A 15,447-nucleotide genomic window follows, 5' to 3' on the forward strand; every position below is an offset into this window, starting at 1 on the left:
CCCTGATGACGCAATCCTATCCCCTGTTGCCGCTGCGCGATATCGTTGTTTTCCCGCACATGATCGTTCCGTTGTTCGTGGGCCGCGACCGCTCGGTCGCCGCGCTCGAAACCGCCATGGAAAGCGACAAGGAAATTTTCCTCGTCGCCCAGCTCGATCCCGGCGAGGACGACCCGCAGCGCGACGATCTTTATGACACCGGCGTAATTGCCACCGTTTTGCAGTTGCTTAAGCTTCCCGACGGCACCGTGCGCGTGCTCGTCGAGGGCAAGGAACGCGCAAAGCTGACGAGCCTTGCCGATGACGGCAAGGCGGTGATGGCGACGGTAAAGCCGATCTCCGACACGCTCGACGACAGCGTCGATACCGCCGCGCTGATGCGCTCGGTCGTCGACCAGTTCGAAAGCTACGCCAAGCTCAACAAGAAGATGCCGGCCGAGACCGCGGTGCAACTGTCGCAAATCGACGACGCCTCGCGCCTTGCCGACTCGGTCGCGGGCAATCTCAACATCAAGGTCTCCGACAAGCAGGCGTTGCTCGTCGAGGATGCGCCCGCGAAGCGGCTCGAGATGGTTTTCGCCTTCATGGAGGGCGAACTCGGCGTGCTGCAGGTCGAGAAGAAGATCCGCGGCCGCGTGAAGCGCCAGATGGAAAAGAGCCAGCGCGAATATTACCTCAACGAACAGTTGAAGGCGATCCAGCGCGAGCTTGGCAACGACAATGGCGAAGGCGGCGACGACCTCGCCGAGCTGCAGCTCAAGATCGACAGCCTCAAGATGTCGAAGGAAGCCAAGGCCAAGGCGAACGCCGAGCTCAAGAAGCTGCGCGCGATGGCGCCGATGTCGGCCGAAGCGACCGTCGTTCGCAATTATCTCGACACGCTGATCGGCCTGCCTTGGGGCAAGAAGTCCAAGCTCAAGAAGGATATCGCGAAGGCGCAGGCCGTCCTCGACGACGACCATTATGCGCTCGAAAAGGTCAAGGACCGGATCGTCGAATATCTGGCGGTGCAGGCGCGCACCAACAAGCTGAAGGGGCCGATCCTCTGCCTCGTCGGCCCTCCGGGCGTCGGCAAGACCTCGCTCGGCCGCTCGATTGCGAAGGCGACGGGCCGCGAATTCGTCCGCCAGTCGCTGGGCGGCGTGCGCGACGAGGCCGAAATCCGCGGCCACCGCCGCACCTACATCGGCTCGCTGCCGGGCAAGATCGTGACGAACCTCAAGAAGGCTGGCACGATGAACCCGCTGTTCCTGCTCGACGAGATCGACAAGCTCGGCCAGGATTTTCGCGGCGATCCGGCCTCGGCGCTGCTCGAGGTGCTCGACCCCGAACAGAATGCGAAGTTCCAGGACCATTATCTGGAGGTCGATGTCGACCTGTCGGACGTGATGTTCGTGACGACCGCCAACTCGCTGAACCTGCCGCAGCCGCTGCTCGACCGCATGGAGATCATCCGGCTCGAGGGCTATACCGAGGACGAGAAGGTCGAGATCGCCAAGCGTCACCTGATCGCGAAGCAGATCGAGGCGCACGGCCTGAAAGCCGGTGAGTTCGAGCTGACCGACGAAGGCTTGCGCGACCTCATCCGCTACTACACCCGCGAGGCAGGCGTCCGCACGCTCGAGCGCGAGATCGCGCGTCTGGCGCGCAAGGCGCTGCGCAAGATCCTCGAGGGCAAGGCGGAAAGCGTCGTCGTTACCCCCGACAATCTCGCCGAATTTGCCGGCGTGCGGAAATTCCGCCATGGCGTTTCGGATCGCGAGGATCAGGTCGGCGCGGTCACCGGGCTCGCCTGGACCCAGGTTGGCGGCGAACTGCTGACGATCGAGGCGGTCACCGCGTCGGGCAAGGGCCAAGTGCGGACTACCGGCAAGCTCGGCGAAGTGATGACCGAATCCGTGCAGGCGGCGCTGTCGTTCGTGAAGGCGCGCGCCCCGGCCTATGGCATCAAGCCCAGCCTGTTCGCGCGCAAGGACATCCACATCCACCTGCCCGAGGGCGCGGTGCCGAAGGACGGTCCGTCGGCGGGCGTCGGCATGGTCACGGCGATGGTCTCGACCCTCACCGGCATCGCGGTCCGCAAGGATGTCGCGATGACCGGCGAGGTCACGCTGCGTGGCCGTGTGCTCGCGATCGGCGGGCTCAAGGAAAAGCTGCTCGCGGCGCTGCGCGGCGGGATCACCACCGTTCTCATCCCCGAGGAGAATGAAAAAGATCTGGTCGAGATTCCGGCGAACATCACGTCGTCGCTGAAGATCATTCCGGTCAGCCATGTCGATCAGGTACTCGCCGAAGCCCTGGCGGCGCCGGTCGAACCGATCGAGTGGACCGAAGCCGACGAACTCGCCGCATCACCGCCGATTTCGCCCGGCAGCGACCCCGAATCCGCGATTCGGCACTGACCCCGAAGGGCCGGCTCGCGCCACCGGCCCTTTTTGGACCCAAATTCGTCGCATAATCGGCCTTTTGGGGCGTTTTTCGGCCTTTTTTGCTTTGACAAGGCGGGGGGAAACATCGTTAGTGGCGCGCCATGGCTTCGGGCCATGAATCGATTATCCAACCATAATGCAGGGGTTCCTTAGGCATGAACAAACAAGACCTGATCGCCGCCGTCGCTGACTCGAGCGGCCTGACCAAGGGCGACGCGAGCAAGGCTGTCGAAGCCGTGTTCGATTCGATCACCGGCGCGCTCAAGAAGGGCGGCGAAGTTCGCCTCGTCGGCTTTGGCACGTTCGCGGTCAGCAAGCGCAAGGCCTCGACCGGTCGCAACCCGCGCACCGGCGAAACGATGACCATCGCGGCGTCGAACCAGCCGAAGTTCAAGGCCGGCAAGGCCCTCAAGGACGCCGTCAACTAAGTTGGTCGGACCCTTTTGGTGAAAATATCTCGGGCCGTGGCGCAAGCTGCGGCCCGATTTGCATCGCCAGGCGAGATTACGGCAAATGGGCGTTGCATTACCGGCGCGAGCGGCTATGGCCGTCCGGCTTTCGGACGTCGGCTATCAGCGGGCATCGGAATGGGCGCGTAGCTCAGCGGTAGAGCACACCCTTCACACGGGTGGGGTCACAGGTTCAATCCCTGTCGCGCCCACCATTCCCCGAAGCGCATCGATGCGAGGCGGCAAAGGCCGCCTATCGCCTGTCGGCCCCATTCATCGCCTATTCAATGCGTTCGCACTAGGACCATGGGCATGTTCCGCATTCTGACCATAACCCTTGCATCCGCCTCGCTGCTCGCCGCGGGCACGCCCGCGTTCGCCCGCGGCGATCGTGACCAGGACAATCTGCGCGAAGCCGCGGCGCAGGGGCAGGTGATCCCGCTCAACCGGCTGGTCGCCGACGTCAAATCGCGCCCGCCCTACAGCGGCATGACCTATCTCGGCGGGCCGCAGTTCGATGCCGGCCGGATGCTCTATGCGTTGAAATTCATGGACGGCGCGCAGGTCGTCGTCGTCTATGTCGATGCGCGGACCGGCCGGATCGTCGGACGCAAACCCTGACATTTTTCGAGCGCAACGACATTTTGCGATGATCGTTGGGACTTGGTACAGAGTTGCACCATCGCGGCGCGGGACGCACCGGCCGCGCAAAGGAAAGGCGCCTGAATGCGGATTTTGATTGTCGAGGACGAACCCACGCTGGGTCCGCAGCTCAAAGCGACGCTCGAAGGGGCCGGCTATGCCGTTGACCTCGCCACCGACGGCGAGGATGGCCATTTCCTGGGTTCGACCGAAAATTACGACGCCGCGATCCTCGACCTTGGGCTGCCCGAAGTCGACGGGCTGACGGTGCTCGACCGCTGGCGCAAGGAAAAGCGCAACTTCCCCGTGCTCGTCCTGACCGCGCGCGACAGCTGGTCGGACAAGGTTGCGGGGCTCGACGCGGGCGCCGACGATTATCTCGCCAAGCCCTTCCAGACCGAGGAATTGATCGCCCGCCTGCGCGCGTTGATCCGCCGCGCCGCGGGCAATGCATCGAGCGAGCTGATTGCGGGCAATGTTCGCCTCGACACGCGCTCGGGCCGCGTGACGCTCGACGGCGCGCCGGTGAAGCTCACCGCGCAGGAATATAAGCTCCTGTCGTACCTGCTCCATCACAAGGGCAAGGTCGTGTCGCGCACCGAGCTGATCGAGCATATCTACGATCAGGATTTCGACCGCGATTCGAACACGATCGAGGTGTTTGTGACGCGCATCCGCAAGAAGCTGGGCGCCGATATCATCACCACCATCCGCGGTCTCGGCTACCAGCTCGACGATCCGCAGTAAGGCATGGCGGAGGCCGATGCCGCCCCTGCGATAGCGACCGAAGCCGCAAAGCCCGCCGCGCTGACGCGCCGTATCACCGGCTCGCTCGCGCGGCGCATGATCGCGATCGCGACGATCTGGATCTCGGTGCTCCTGATCGGCGGCGGCTTCGCGCTCGACCGTGTGCTGACCGGCGCGATCACGCGCAACTTCGACTCCAGCCTCGAATATGTGCTGATCGCGATGATCCGTTCGTCGGAGATCGGGCCCGATGGCGAGGTGCGGCTGATCGAACCGCTCGGCGACCAGCGATTCCTCGAACCCTATAGCGGCCTTTACTGGCAGATCAGCGGCGGCGGGCAGGAACCCTATCGTTCGCGCTCGCTGTGGGAACGCACCCTGAAGCCGCCGCAGCCGCATATCGACAATGCGCTCCACACGTATAACAGCAACCAGTTTCCCGACGAACAACTCCGCGTCCTCGAACGCAATGTCATCCTGCCGGGCAGCAAGGTGAGCTGGCGGTTCCAGATCGCCCAGTCGCGCGACGCGCTCGACCTGCAGATCCGCGCGGTGCGCGCGACGCTGATCCCCAGCCTCGGTCTGCTCGGGCTCGGGCTGATCGTGCTTGCGGCACTCCAGACCTTTTACGGCTTGCTGCCGCTGCGCCAGATCCGCCGCGCGATCGCGGCGATGCGCGGGGGCGAGAACCGCCGGATCGTCGCGCCGCTGCCGCTCGAGGTGCAGCCGATGGTCGACGAATTGAACGCGCTGCTTGCGCACAACGAGAAGCAGGCGGAGGAGGCGCGGCTCCACGCCGGTAATCTCGCGCACGCGCTCAAGACGCCGCTGACCGTGCTCGTCAACAGCGCGACCGGGTCGGACAGCGAGCTTGCGCAAACGGTGCGGCGCGAGGCGGCGACGATGCAGCGGCAGGTCGACCATCATCTTGCCCGCGCGCGTGCCGTCGGGCGCCGCGGCGCTGCGCAGGCACGCGCAAATGTTCGCGACAGCGTCGACAGCGTATCGCGCGCGGTGGGGCTGCTTTACCCCAACGTCCGGCTCGATGCCGAGGGCGACAAGGCGCTGGTCGTGCGCGTCGAGCGGCAGGATCTCGACGAACTGATCGGCAATCTCCTCGAAAATGCCGCCAAATATGGTGGCGGCAGCGTGTTCGTCACCATCCTGCGCGCCGGCACGATGGCCGAAATCGTCGTCGAGGACGACGGCGCGGGCATATCGCCCGCCGATCGCCAACGCATCTTCGATCGCGGCGTCCGGCTCGACAGCGGCAAACCCGGAACGGGACTGGGTCTCGCGATCGTGCGCGACGTTGCGGAGATCTACGGCGGCAGCATCGCGCTCGAAGAGAGCGAGGATCTGGGCGGGCTGCTGGTACGGTTGAGGTTGCCGGCGGGGTAGGCGGCATTGGGTGGATTCCAGACCCTCGTCATCCCGGACTTGATCCGGGATCCATTTCAGCGCCGCAGTCGTGGACCCCGGGTCAAGTCCAGGGTGACGAAGAAGGAGTTATCCTCCCTGTGGCGCAGCCATGGGGAGGGGGACCGCTCGCGAAGCGAGTGGTGGAGGGGCCGCGACGTCGGCGCCATAGCCCCTCCGTCAGCCCTTCGGGCTGCCACCTCCCCATCGCTGCGCGACAGGGAGGAGCTAATGTCCACTTCCGGTCAATCAGCGGACATCTCCCGCCCTGCCGAAAATGCTTTCCTACATTATTGCGCCGTGAGACCGTCTGCTCGGCTCTTTGAAAATGTCCGCAGATCGCAAGGTTGTCCGACGAAAGCCTCGCTAAAGCGACAAAGGCGACATTTTCACGCGCTCCATCCGTCGCTTTTGTCGCGTTAAAGGCACGAAGGTTGCAGTCCCGGCACTTCTACGCACGGCGTTTGTGATTTTAGGTCGCGCACACCACAAGCCCGCGCTGCACCGCCGGCCGCGCAAGGCCGCGATCGAGCCACGCCTGGACATGCTTGAAGCGGTCGAAGCCGACGATCTCGGCGGCGTCATAGAATCCGATCAGGTTCCGCACCCAGCCGAGCAGCGAAATGTCGGCGATGCTATAGTCCTCGCCCATGATCCACGCCCGTCCGTCGAGCCGAGCGTCGAGAACGCCCAGCAGGCGCGCGGATTCGGCGGCGTAGCGGTCGCGCGGGCGCTTGTCCTCATAGTCGCGCCCCGCGAATTTGTGGAAGAAGCCGAGTTGGCCGAAGATCGGCCCCGCGCCGCCCATCTGCCACATCAGCCACTGGATGGCCTGATAGCGAGCCCCGGGATCGGCGGGCAGGAACTGGCCGGTCTTGTCGGCGAGGTAGATCAGGATCGCGCCCGATTCGAACAGTGCCAGCGGCTTGCCGCCCGGCCCGTCGGGGTCGTAGATCGCCGGAATCTTGCCGTTCGGGTTGAGGGCAACAAACGCCGGGTCGTGGCTTTCGTTCGCCATGATGTCGACGCGGTGCGCTTCATAGGGCAGGCCGGTCTCTTCCAGCATGATGCTGACCTTGACCCCGTTCGGCGTCGGCGCGCCGAACAGTTGCAGCCGATCGTGATGCTGCGCGGGCCATTTGGCGAAAATCGGATGCGTCACGCCTCGGTCTCCCGCTTCGCCTGCTGATGGTGGCGGATCACCTCGTCGATGATGAAGCGCAAAAACTTCTCGGTGAAATCGGGATCGAGATCGGCATCGCGTGCCAGCTCGCGCAGCCGGCCGATCTGGCGCTCCTCGCGGCCGGGGTCGGCGGGCGGCAGGCCCTCGCGCGCCTTCAGCTCGCCGACCGCCTTCGTTACCTTGAACCGTTCGGCGAGCATATAGACGAGCGCAGCGTCGATATTGTCTATGCTCTGGCGGTAACGGCTGAGTTGGTCGACCATGCGCGGCTCCTCTTATGTAGGGAACGCTTGGCACCGGCGAGGGGCGCAAGGCAAGCCGAAAGTCGTTGCAAAATACCGGTCCTCCGGCCAAGGCGGCGCTTGTCATGACTGCGGAAATCCACCTCCTCCACGGCGACCGGCCGCCCTCGCTCGACCCGATGATGGCGCTCGTCGCCGCCGATATGAACGAGGTGAATGCGGTCATTCTCGACCGGATGCAGTCCGAAGTGCCGCTGATCCCGGAGCTGGCGGGGCATCTGATCGCGGGCGGCGGCAAGCGGATGCGCCCGATGCTGACGCTCGCGTGCGGCAAGCTGCTCGACTATCCGGGGCGCCGCCACTGCAAGCTCGCCGCCGCAGTCGAATTCATCCACACCGCGACCTTGCTCCACGACGATGTCGTCGACAAATCGGACCTTCGCCGCGGCCGCAAGACCGCGAACACCATCTGGGGCAACAGCGCCTCGGTCCTCGTCGGCGACTTCCTGTTCAGCCGCGCGTTCGAGGTGATGGTCGAGGACGGGTCGCTGAAGGTGCTGAAGATCCTCAGCCGCGCCTCGGCGGTGATCGCGGAGGGCGAAGTCAACCAGCTCTCGGCGCAGCGCCGGATCGAGACGAGAGAAGACCAGTATCTCGCGATCATCAACGCCAAGACCGCCGAATTGTTCGCCGCCGCGTGCAAGATCGCGGCGGTCGTCGCCGAACGCGACGACGCGACCGAAGCGGCGCTCGACACCTATGGACGCAATCTCGGTATCGCGTTCCAGCTCGTCGACGATGCGATCGACTATGTCTCCGATGCGGAGACGATGGGGAAGGGCGTCGGCGACGATTTCCGCGACGGCAAGGTCACCTTGCCCGTCATCCTCGCCTATGCGCGGGGTAGCGCCGAGGAGCGCGAATTCTGGAAGCAGGCGATCGTCGGGCACAAGACGTCCGACGAGGATCTCGCCTACGCCAAGTCGCTGCTGCTGAAGCATGACACGATCGCCGACACGCTCGCACGCGCGCGCCACTATGGTCAGCGCGCGGTCGACGCGATCGGCGGCTTCCGCGCGAGCCAGGCGAAGTCGGCGCTGACCGAAGCGGTCGCCTTCGCGGTCGCGCGCGCCTATTAGCGCGGTCTCGGGTAACGTTATGTTTCTGTGCCCCTGCGAAGGCAGGGGCCCATCACCTGCCGGTGCTATCTTGACCTACCCGGGGATGGATCCCTGCCTTCGCAGGGGGCACGGGATGGAAATGCTTCGGGGACGACAAATGCCGATGATGGGTCCAGCCGCCGAAACGCCCGACGCCTATATCGCCGCCCTGTCCGGTTGGCAGCGCGAACGATGCGCCAGTATGCGCGCCGCGATCATGGGCGCCGCGCCCTTCGAGGAAACGATCAAATGGACCAACCTCGTCTTCATGGCGAACGGTCCGTGCATCCTGATCCGCGCCGAACAGCATCGCGTGCTGCTCGGTTTCTGGCGCGGCAAGCGGCTGCGCGCTCTTGATCCACGGATAAAGGCGAGCGGCAAATATGAACTCGGCAACCTGGTGATGACCGAGGCGACCGAGGTGACGGCCGAACAGGTCGCGCGCCTCGCCGTCGAAGCCTTCCGCCTCAACGCCGAGCTGGGCAATCCCGCAGCACGCACATGACGCAGCCGCTTCCGATCGATGCCGTGCTGCCCGACATTATGGCGGCGCTCGTGCTCAAACCCAATGTCGTCGTCGTCGCGCCGCCGGGTGCGGGCAAGACGACGCGCGTCGCGCCGGCGATGCTCGACCAGCCGTGGTGCAAGGGGACGGTGTGGCTGCTCTCGCCGCGCCGGCTCGCCGCGCGCGCCGCGGCGGAGCGGATCGCCGAGGAAATGGGCGAGGCGGTCGGCGGCAAGGTGGGTTATGCGACGCGCCTCGACAGCAAGCAGTCGGCGGCGACGCGGCTGCTGGTGATGACGCCGGGCCTGTTCCGCAACCGCATCCTTGCCGATCCCGAGCTTCACGGCGTCTCGGCGGTGCTTTTCGACGAGGTCCACGAACGCAGCCTCGACGGCGATTTCGCGCTCGCGCTCGCGATCGACGCGCAACAGGGGCTCCGCGACGACCTGCGCCTCGTCGCGATGTCGGCGACGCTCGACGGCGCGCGCTTCGGCGCACTGCTCGGCGGTGCGCCGGTGGTGAAGAGCGAAGGGAAGAGCTGGCCGCTCGACTTGCGCCATATCGGCCGCCGCGCCGAGGATCGGCTCGAGGCGTCGGTGTTGGCGGCGGTGCGGCACGCGATGGCCGACGAGGCGGACGGTGACATGCTCGCCTTCCTGCCCGGCGCCGCCGACATCGAGCGCGCCGCGGCGGCGGTCGAGGCGGCGGGGCTGCCGCTCGTCGTCCACCGCCTGCACGGCCAGATCGACCCGGCGCAGCAGCGAAAAGCGCTCGTCCGCGATCCCGACGGCGGCCGCAAGCTCATCCTCGCGACGAGCATTGCCGAAACCAGCCTGACGATCGAGGGCGTGCGCATCGTGATCGACGCCGGCCTGTCGCGGCGCCCGCGCTTCGACAAGGCGGCGGGGATCGCAAGGCTCGTGACCGAACGCGCCAGCCAGGCGTCGGCGACGCAGCGCGCGGGACGCGCGGCGCGGCAGGGGCCGGGCGTGGCCTATCGCCTGTGGGAAGCCGCGGCGACCGCGGGGATGCCGCCGTTCGACCCGCCCGAAATTCACGAGAATGACCTGATGCCCGTGGTGCTCGACTGCGCGAGCTGGGGCATCATCGATCCGCGCCAGCTCGGCTGGCTCGATCCGCCGTCACCCGCCGCGATCGCCGAGGCGAAAATGCGCCTGCGGGCGATCGGCGCGCTCGGCGACGACGGGCGAATCACGGCGCACGGCAAGGCGCTTGCTTCGATCCCGTTGCCGGTACCGCTCGCGCACATGCTGCTCGATGCGGCGCGGGCAGGCGAGGCCGACCTCGCCGCGAAGCTGGCGGTGCTGCTCACCGAACCGGGGCTCGGCGGGCGCGGCGTCGATGTCGAGGCGCGGCTCGGGCGCTGGCAGGCCATGCGCGGCGACCGCTCCGAAGGCGCGTGGCGGCTGGCGCGGCGCCTCGCCGAGCTTGGCAAGAAACGCGCATCGGGCGAGAGCAAACTCGGCGAACGGTCGGTGGGTGGCTGGATCGCGACCGCCTGGCCCGACCGTGTCGCGCGCCGGCGCGCCGGCCAGCGCGGCGACTATCTGAGCGCGGGCGGCCGCGCCTACAAGCTCGACCCGCTTGATCCGCTGGCGAACAGCGAATGGCTGGCCATCGCCGACGCGCAGGGCCACGCCGCCGGGGTGCGCATTCTGGGCGCGGCGCCGATCGGCTTGGCCGAGGTCGAAACGATCTTTGCCGATCAGATCGAAAGCCGGTCGGCGAGCCGCTACGATGCCGAGGCCGACCGCGTCGACCATCGCCGCGAACGCCGCCTCGGCGCGATCGCGCTGTCGAGCGGGCAGACGGCGCGAAGCGGGGGCGCCGAGGATGATGTCGCGGTGCGCATCGCCGCGGTGCGCGAAAAGGGCCTCGGCCTGATCGGGTGGGGGCCGGTGTCGCAGGCATTGCGTCAGCGCGCGTCCTTCGCGGGGCTCGATGCGCTGTCGGCGCCCGCGCTTTCCGACAGCCTCGATATCTGGCTCGCGCCGCTGCTCGGAAAATCGCGCGGCCTGCGCGACATCGGCGACCAACGGCTCGCGGATGCGCTCTCGGGCCTGCTCGACTGGCCCGCGCGGCAGTTGCTCGAAAAGCTCGCGCCCGCCGATTTCATCACTCCCGCGGGCAGCCGCCATGCGATCGATTATGGCGCCGACGGCGGCCCGACGGTCAGCGTGCGCGTGCAGGAAATGTTCGGCCTCGCGCGCCATCCGGTGATCGGCGACCCGCCGATCCCGCTCGTTCTCGCGCTGACCTCGCCCGCGCATCGCCCGATCCAGACGAGCCGCGACATCGTCAGCTTCTGGAGCGGCAGCTGGTCCGAGGTCGCGAAGGAGATGCGTGGCCGCTATCCCAAGCATAGCTGGCCCGACGATCCGGCGAACGCGCGGGCGACCTTGCTCACCAAGGCGGCGCAGGCGCGCCGTGATACGCAATAGGCCTCTCCATCATTCGTCACCCCGGACTTGATCCGGGGTCCACCGGCGCGATGTTGGATAGATGGATCCCGGATCAAGTCCGGGATGACGAAGAGGGAGCGCACGGCTTTCCCTCTTTTCGTCTGAAATGCTTGACGCTAAGGCGACGGCAGAAGCATCCCAGTCAGGACGACCACCCATGAAAGCGCGTATCTTCCAGAAGCCCAAGAATGCGATGCAGTCGGGCCGTGCGGGCACGCAGCGCTGGTTCCTGGAATTCGCGCCCGCCGAGGCGCGCAAGGCCGATCCGCTGATGGGCTGGGCCGGCAGCGGCGACACGCAGCGCCAGCTTCGCCTCGGCTTCGCGACGCAGGAAGAGGCGGTCGCCTATGCGCAGAAGAATGGCATCGAGGTGGAGGTTATGCCGACGCCCGTCCGCAAGCTGAAGATTCAGGCATACGCCGACAATTTCCGTTGATCAAATAAGCGTCGCCCCCGCGAAGGCGGGGGCCGTTGGAGAAGTGGCGCGGAGCTTGCTAGCGGCCCCCGCCTTCGCGGGGGCGACGGATCATTCCGCCTCGGGCTGCAGCAGCTTGTGCAGGTGGACGACGACATATTTCATCTCGGCGTCGTCGACGGTGCGCTGCGCGGCGCTGCGCCAGGCCTTTTCGGCGGACTTGTAGTCGGGATAGAGGCCGACAATATCGAGGTTGTGAAGGTCGACGAAGTCGAGGCCTTGGGGGTCGCTGACGCGTCCGCCGAAAACCAGGTGGAGCTTGCTCATCTCGGGATTCCTAAGCGTAAAGAGACTGGGGAGGGGAAGCGCAGCCCCCTATTCCCGAACGAGCCAATAGGCAAGCTAGCTGTCCGCAACCTGTCCGTCGAAGCCCGGCTCAATCGTCCTTCGTGCCGCCTTTCGGCAGCAGCGAGCCGAGCAGCGCCCCGATCGCGACCGCGCCGGCGACCAGCGCGAGCGGCTGCTTTTCGGCGACGTCCTTCAGCTTGCTGTTCGCGCGCTTGGCCTGGACCTTGCCCTTCTCATAGAACTCGCCCGCGACTTCGCGCGCAGCCTCGGCCTGTTCGCGGCCTTTCGCGGCGAGTTCGCCAGTCGCGGTGCGCGTGCGGTCGGCGAGATCGCTCGTCACGGCGCGGGCGCGGCCATAGCCGTCCTGGATGCGCGCCTTCGCAGCCTCGGCCGTCGCGCGAGCATTTTCTGCGGTTTTCTCTGCAAGCTCGCTCGCTTTTGCGCGGGCTTCGTTGGCGGTTTCACTCAGCGGCTTCATCCTGATCCTCCGTCAAATCTTCGTCGTCCGTCGGCTCTTCATCTCCGACGGGCTGAAACTTCGCCATCGCCGCGTCGGCCAGCTCCTGCGCCTTTTGCACCAGTTTCGGCGCATTTTCCCTGATCGGCTCGCGAAAAATCCAGGCGAGCCCGGCCACGGCGGCGATCGCGATCGGCAGGCGGTTGTCGCGGAACTGCTGCCGGACGGTCTGTGCGGCTTCGTCGACTTTCACGTCGACATTATATTTCCCGCGCGCATAGAGCGCGGTTGGCTTGAACGCCGCCTTCGCGACGTCGAGCCGCCGATGCAGCTCGGCGCGCTGGAGCATTGAGCGCCGTGCGGCGTTGATCAGGCGGTTGCGCGTGCGCGGCATCAGTCGTCGGGCTCCTCGTTCGTCAGGTCGCGGCGTAGCGCGGTGCGGATGTCGCCATAAGCGACCTGCGCCCGCCATCCGGCAAAGGCCGCGATCGCCAGCAGCACGCCGACGACGATCAGGGTCGCGAGCAGCGGTCCGACGTGCGGCAGCAGCACCAGGATCGCGCCAAAGGCCAGCGCCAGCATCGCAATTCCTGCCGCCGACGCGGCGACCGCACCCCAGCCAGCGGTCCAGCTGACGCCATGCAGCGCCAGCTCGCTCCGCGCCTCAAGCAGCGCGATCTCGGCCTTCGCCGTCCCCGAGAGATTGTCCACGACCTCGTCGACAATGTCCTTGAGCGGAACGGGCGGCGTCGCGAGCGGCCGCCCGTCCGGCGCATAGCCGTGGCTCACGCGGTCATAGCCATGCGCATCGCCCTGCAGCGGCGTATCGGAATCGGGTGGAGGCATCGCCGGGCGACTGTAGCGGTCAGTCGCTGCTCGAACCACCCTTGAGCAGGCGGGCGAGCACGAAGCCGACCACCGTCGCCGCGCCGACCGCGATCGCCGGGTTCTTCTTGACGAGGTCGCGGGTCGAAGCCGCGAGTTCGTCGAGATCCTTCTTGTCGAGGCTCGAGGCGAGGCCGGCGACGGTCGCGGCGGCCGAGCGGGCGTAGTCGCCGTACTGCTTGCCGAACTTGCTGTCGACGGTGCCGGCGCCGTCCTCGAGCAGCTTCGCGAGGTTGCCGACCGCTTCGGCCGCCTTGTCCTTGCCCTTGGTCGCCGCATCGCGCGCCTTGGCCGAGGCCTGGCTTTTCAGCGCCGCGGCTTCTTCCTTCAGCGAAGCCGCCTTTTTCGAGGCTTCGGACTTGATGGTGTCGCGCGTCGCGGCGATTTGATCGCGGATCGGATGATCCTTGGCGACGGCCTTCTTCGCCGCGGGCTTGCGCGCGGGCGCAGCCTTGGTTGCGGCGGGCTTGGCAGGGGCCTTGGGGGCGGGTTTCTTGGTGGCTGGAGTAGCGGCTTTGGCCATCGGTCGTCCTCTTCTTCTTATGCCGGGCGTCGCATAAGCGCGGCGGTTTTTCCTCTGTCTGCCTTAATATAGCAACACGCGATGAATGGTTCCATCCCCGCAGAAAAATCCGCCGAAATTCCCGTGCGGACGGTTGCACTGGCGGCGAGGCGCCGATAACAGGCGGGCGCCTTTCCCACCCGGCCCGTCGTGGGCCGTTCAGCAGGACGATCCTCCATGACCGCCATCATCGACATCCACGGCCGCGAAATCCTCGACAGCCGCGGCAATCCGACTGTCGAAGTCGATGTGCTGCTGGAGGACGGCAGCTTCGGACGCGCCGCGGTGCCCTCGGGCGCATCGACCGGCGCGCATGAAGCGGTCGAACTGCGCGATGGCGACAAGGCGCGCTATCTCGGCAAGGGCGTGACCAAGGCGGTCGACGCGGTCAACACCGAGATCGCCGACGCGCTGATCGGCCTCGATGCTGAGGACCAGCGCGAGATCGACATGGCGATGATCGACCTCGACGGCACGCCCAACAAGGCGCGCCTCGGCGCCAATGCGATCCTCGGCGTCAGCCTCGCCGCCGCAAAGGCCGCGGCCGATGCGCGCGGCCTGCCGCTCTATCGCTATGTCGGCGGGGTCTCGGCGCGCACGCTTCCGGTGCCGATGATGAACATCATCAACGGCGGCGAACATGCCGACAATCCGATCGACGTGCAGGAATTCATGATCATGCCCGTCGGGGCCGGCAGCCTCGCAGAAGCCGTGCGCTGGGGCAGCGAGATTTTCCACACGCTGAAGAAGGGCCTGTCGGCGAAGGGCCTCGCGACCGCCGTGGGTGATGAGGGCGGCTTCGCCCCGAACCTCGCCTCGACGCGCGATGCGCTCGACTTCATCGCCGCCTCGATCGACCAGGCGGGCTTCAAGCTCGGCACCGACGTCGTGCTCGCGCTCGATTGCGCCGCGACCGAATTCTTCAAGAACGGCAAGTACGAGATCAGCGGCGAAGGCCTGTCCTTGAGCCCCGAACAGATGGCCGACTATCTCGCTGCGCTTGTGAACGATTACCCGATCAAGTCGATCGAGGACGGAATGAGCGAAGACGACTTCACCGGCTGGAAGGCGCTGACCGACCTCATTGGCGACAAGTGCCAGCTCGTCGGCGACGATCTGTTCGTCACCAATCCGTCGCGTCTGGAGGACGGAATCAAGACCGGCCTCGCCAATTCGCTGCTGGTCAAGGTCAACCAGATCGGCACCCTGTCCGAAACGCTCGACGCGGTCGATATGGCACACCGCGCACGCTACACCGCCGTCATGTCGCACCGCTCGGGCGAAACCGAGGATTCGACCATCGCCGACCTCGCGGTCGCGACCAACTGCGGCCAGATCAAGACCGGCAGCCTCGCGCGCTCGGACCGGCTCGCCAAATACAACCAGCTGATCCGTATCGAGGAGGAACTGGGCGACATGGCGCGCTATCCGGGCGCGTCGATCTTCGGATAAGGCCATACTGACGGATAAGTGCTGTTTGACGCCTTGACGCCGCGAATCAACTCTGATTCAAGGGCTGAA

At 66.2% G+C, this 15,447-nt stretch carries 17 protein-coding genes and 1 tRNA gene; 11 read left to right on the top strand and 7 right to left on the bottom strand.

Annotation, left to right across the window (positions count from 1 at the left end; all coding sequences use genetic code 11):
* Positions 1-5 precede the first annotated feature (5 nt).
* The 6 genes from lon (at position 6) to QOL79_RS07460 (ending at position 5,668) form a co-directional block, all read left to right on the top strand.
* Positions 6-2,402, top strand: coding sequence for an endopeptidase La (lon, locus tag QOL79_RS07435; protein WP_058456076.1), 2,397 nt, complete (start codon positions 6-8; stop codon positions 2,400-2,402).
* A 182-nt stretch (positions 2,403-2,584) separates the two neighbouring features.
* Complete coding sequence (locus QOL79_RS07440) at positions 2,585-2,857, top strand: HU family DNA-binding protein (protein WP_003044445.1); 273 nt, start codon at positions 2,585-2,587, stop codon at positions 2,855-2,857.
* Between the two features lie 161 nt (positions 2,858-3,018).
* A tRNA-Val gene (locus QOL79_RS07445) sits at positions 3,019-3,093 on the top strand.
* A gap of 97 nt (positions 3,094-3,190) precedes the next feature.
* Positions 3,191-3,499, top strand: coding sequence for a hypothetical protein (locus QOL79_RS07450; protein WP_282949554.1), 309 nt, complete (start codon positions 3,191-3,193; stop codon positions 3,497-3,499).
* Between the two features lie 105 nt (positions 3,500-3,604).
* A complete protein-coding gene (locus QOL79_RS07455) occupies positions 3,605-4,267 on the top strand; it encodes a response regulator transcription factor (RefSeq protein ID WP_058456077.1) in 663 nt (220 codons plus the stop codon).
* Positions 4,268-4,363: 96 nt separating this feature from the next.
* Positions 4,364-5,668, top strand: coding sequence for a sensor histidine kinase (locus QOL79_RS07460; protein ID WP_283419668.1), 1,305 nt, complete (start codon positions 4,364-4,366; stop codon positions 5,666-5,668).
* A gap of 490 nt (positions 5,669-6,158) precedes the next feature.
* Here QOL79_RS07460 and QOL79_RS07465 read toward each other — a convergent pair whose 3' ends face one another.
* Complete coding sequence (locus QOL79_RS07465) at positions 6,159-6,848, bottom strand: glutathione S-transferase N-terminal domain-containing protein (protein ID WP_283419164.1); 690 nt, start codon at positions 6,846-6,848, stop codon at positions 6,159-6,161.
* Positions 6,845-7,132, bottom strand: a complete 288-nt coding sequence (locus tag QOL79_RS07470; RefSeq protein WP_058456080.1) for a chorismate mutase — start codon at positions 7,130-7,132, stop codon at positions 6,845-6,847. The genes QOL79_RS07465 and QOL79_RS07470 overlap by 4 nt, the downstream gene beginning before the upstream one ends.
* A gap of 104 nt (positions 7,133-7,236) precedes the next feature.
* Here QOL79_RS07470 and QOL79_RS07475 point away from each other — a divergent pair, with 104 nt between their 5' ends.
* The 4 genes from QOL79_RS07475 (at position 7,237) to QOL79_RS07490 (ending at position 11,695) form a co-directional block, all read left to right on the top strand.
* Positions 7,237-8,250, top strand: coding sequence for a polyprenyl synthetase family protein (locus QOL79_RS07475; RefSeq protein ID WP_283419165.1), 1,014 nt, complete (start codon positions 7,237-7,239; stop codon positions 8,248-8,250).
* Between the two features lie 145 nt (positions 8,251-8,395).
* Positions 8,396-8,776, top strand: a complete 381-nt coding sequence (locus QOL79_RS07480; protein WP_283419166.1) for a DUF1801 domain-containing protein — start codon at positions 8,396-8,398, stop codon at positions 8,774-8,776.
* Complete coding sequence (gene hrpB / locus QOL79_RS07485; RefSeq protein ID WP_058456082.1) at positions 8,773-11,238, top strand: ATP-dependent helicase HrpB; 2,466 nt, start codon at positions 8,773-8,775, stop codon at positions 11,236-11,238. The genes QOL79_RS07480 and hrpB overlap by 4 nt, the downstream gene beginning before the upstream one ends.
* Before the next feature lie 178 nt (positions 11,239-11,416).
* Positions 11,417-11,695: an ETC complex I subunit gene (locus tag QOL79_RS07490; RefSeq protein WP_282949558.1), complete on the top strand. Its 279-nt coding sequence runs from the start codon at positions 11,417-11,419 to the stop codon at positions 11,693-11,695.
* 90 nt (positions 11,696-11,785) lie between these two features.
* Here the strand turns inward: QOL79_RS07490 and QOL79_RS07495 are convergent, their stop codons facing one another.
* The 5 genes from QOL79_RS07495 to QOL79_RS07515 form a co-directional block, all read right to left on the bottom strand.
* Positions 11,786-12,001, bottom strand: coding sequence for a DUF4170 domain-containing protein (locus QOL79_RS07495; RefSeq protein WP_058456084.1), 216 nt, complete (start codon positions 11,999-12,001; stop codon positions 11,786-11,788).
* 109 nt (positions 12,002-12,110) lie between these two features.
* Positions 12,111-12,500, bottom strand: a complete 390-nt coding sequence (locus QOL79_RS07500; RefSeq protein ID WP_058456085.1) for a hypothetical protein — start codon at positions 12,498-12,500, stop codon at positions 12,111-12,113.
* On the bottom strand, positions 12,484-12,873 hold the full coding sequence (locus QOL79_RS07505; protein WP_283419167.1) for a hypothetical protein: 390 nt from the start codon (positions 12,871-12,873) through the stop codon (positions 12,484-12,486). Before QOL79_RS07505 ends, QOL79_RS07500 begins: the two co-directional genes overlap by 17 nt.
* Positions 12,873-13,325 (bottom strand): hypothetical protein, encoded by a 453-nt coding sequence (locus tag QOL79_RS07510; RefSeq protein ID WP_283419168.1) that lies wholly within the window; start codon positions 13,323-13,325, stop codon positions 12,873-12,875. Before QOL79_RS07510 ends, QOL79_RS07505 begins: the two co-directional genes overlap by 1 nt.
* A 19-nt stretch (positions 13,326-13,344) precedes the next feature.
* Positions 13,345-13,887 (bottom strand): hypothetical protein, encoded by a 543-nt coding sequence (locus QOL79_RS07515; RefSeq protein ID WP_283419169.1) that lies wholly within the window; start codon positions 13,885-13,887, stop codon positions 13,345-13,347.
* A gap of 216 nt (positions 13,888-14,103) precedes the next feature.
* Between QOL79_RS07515 and eno the strand changes: the two genes are divergently transcribed.
* A complete protein-coding gene (eno, locus tag QOL79_RS07520; RefSeq protein ID WP_283419170.1) occupies positions 14,104-15,378 on the top strand; it encodes a phosphopyruvate hydratase in 1,275 nt (424 codons plus the stop codon).
* Positions 15,379-15,447: the final 69 nt, after the last annotated feature.

The organism is Sphingopyxis sp. Geo48, from assembly GCF_949769155.1.
Lineage (GTDB): Bacteria > Pseudomonadota > Alphaproteobacteria > Sphingomonadales > Sphingomonadaceae > Sphingopyxis.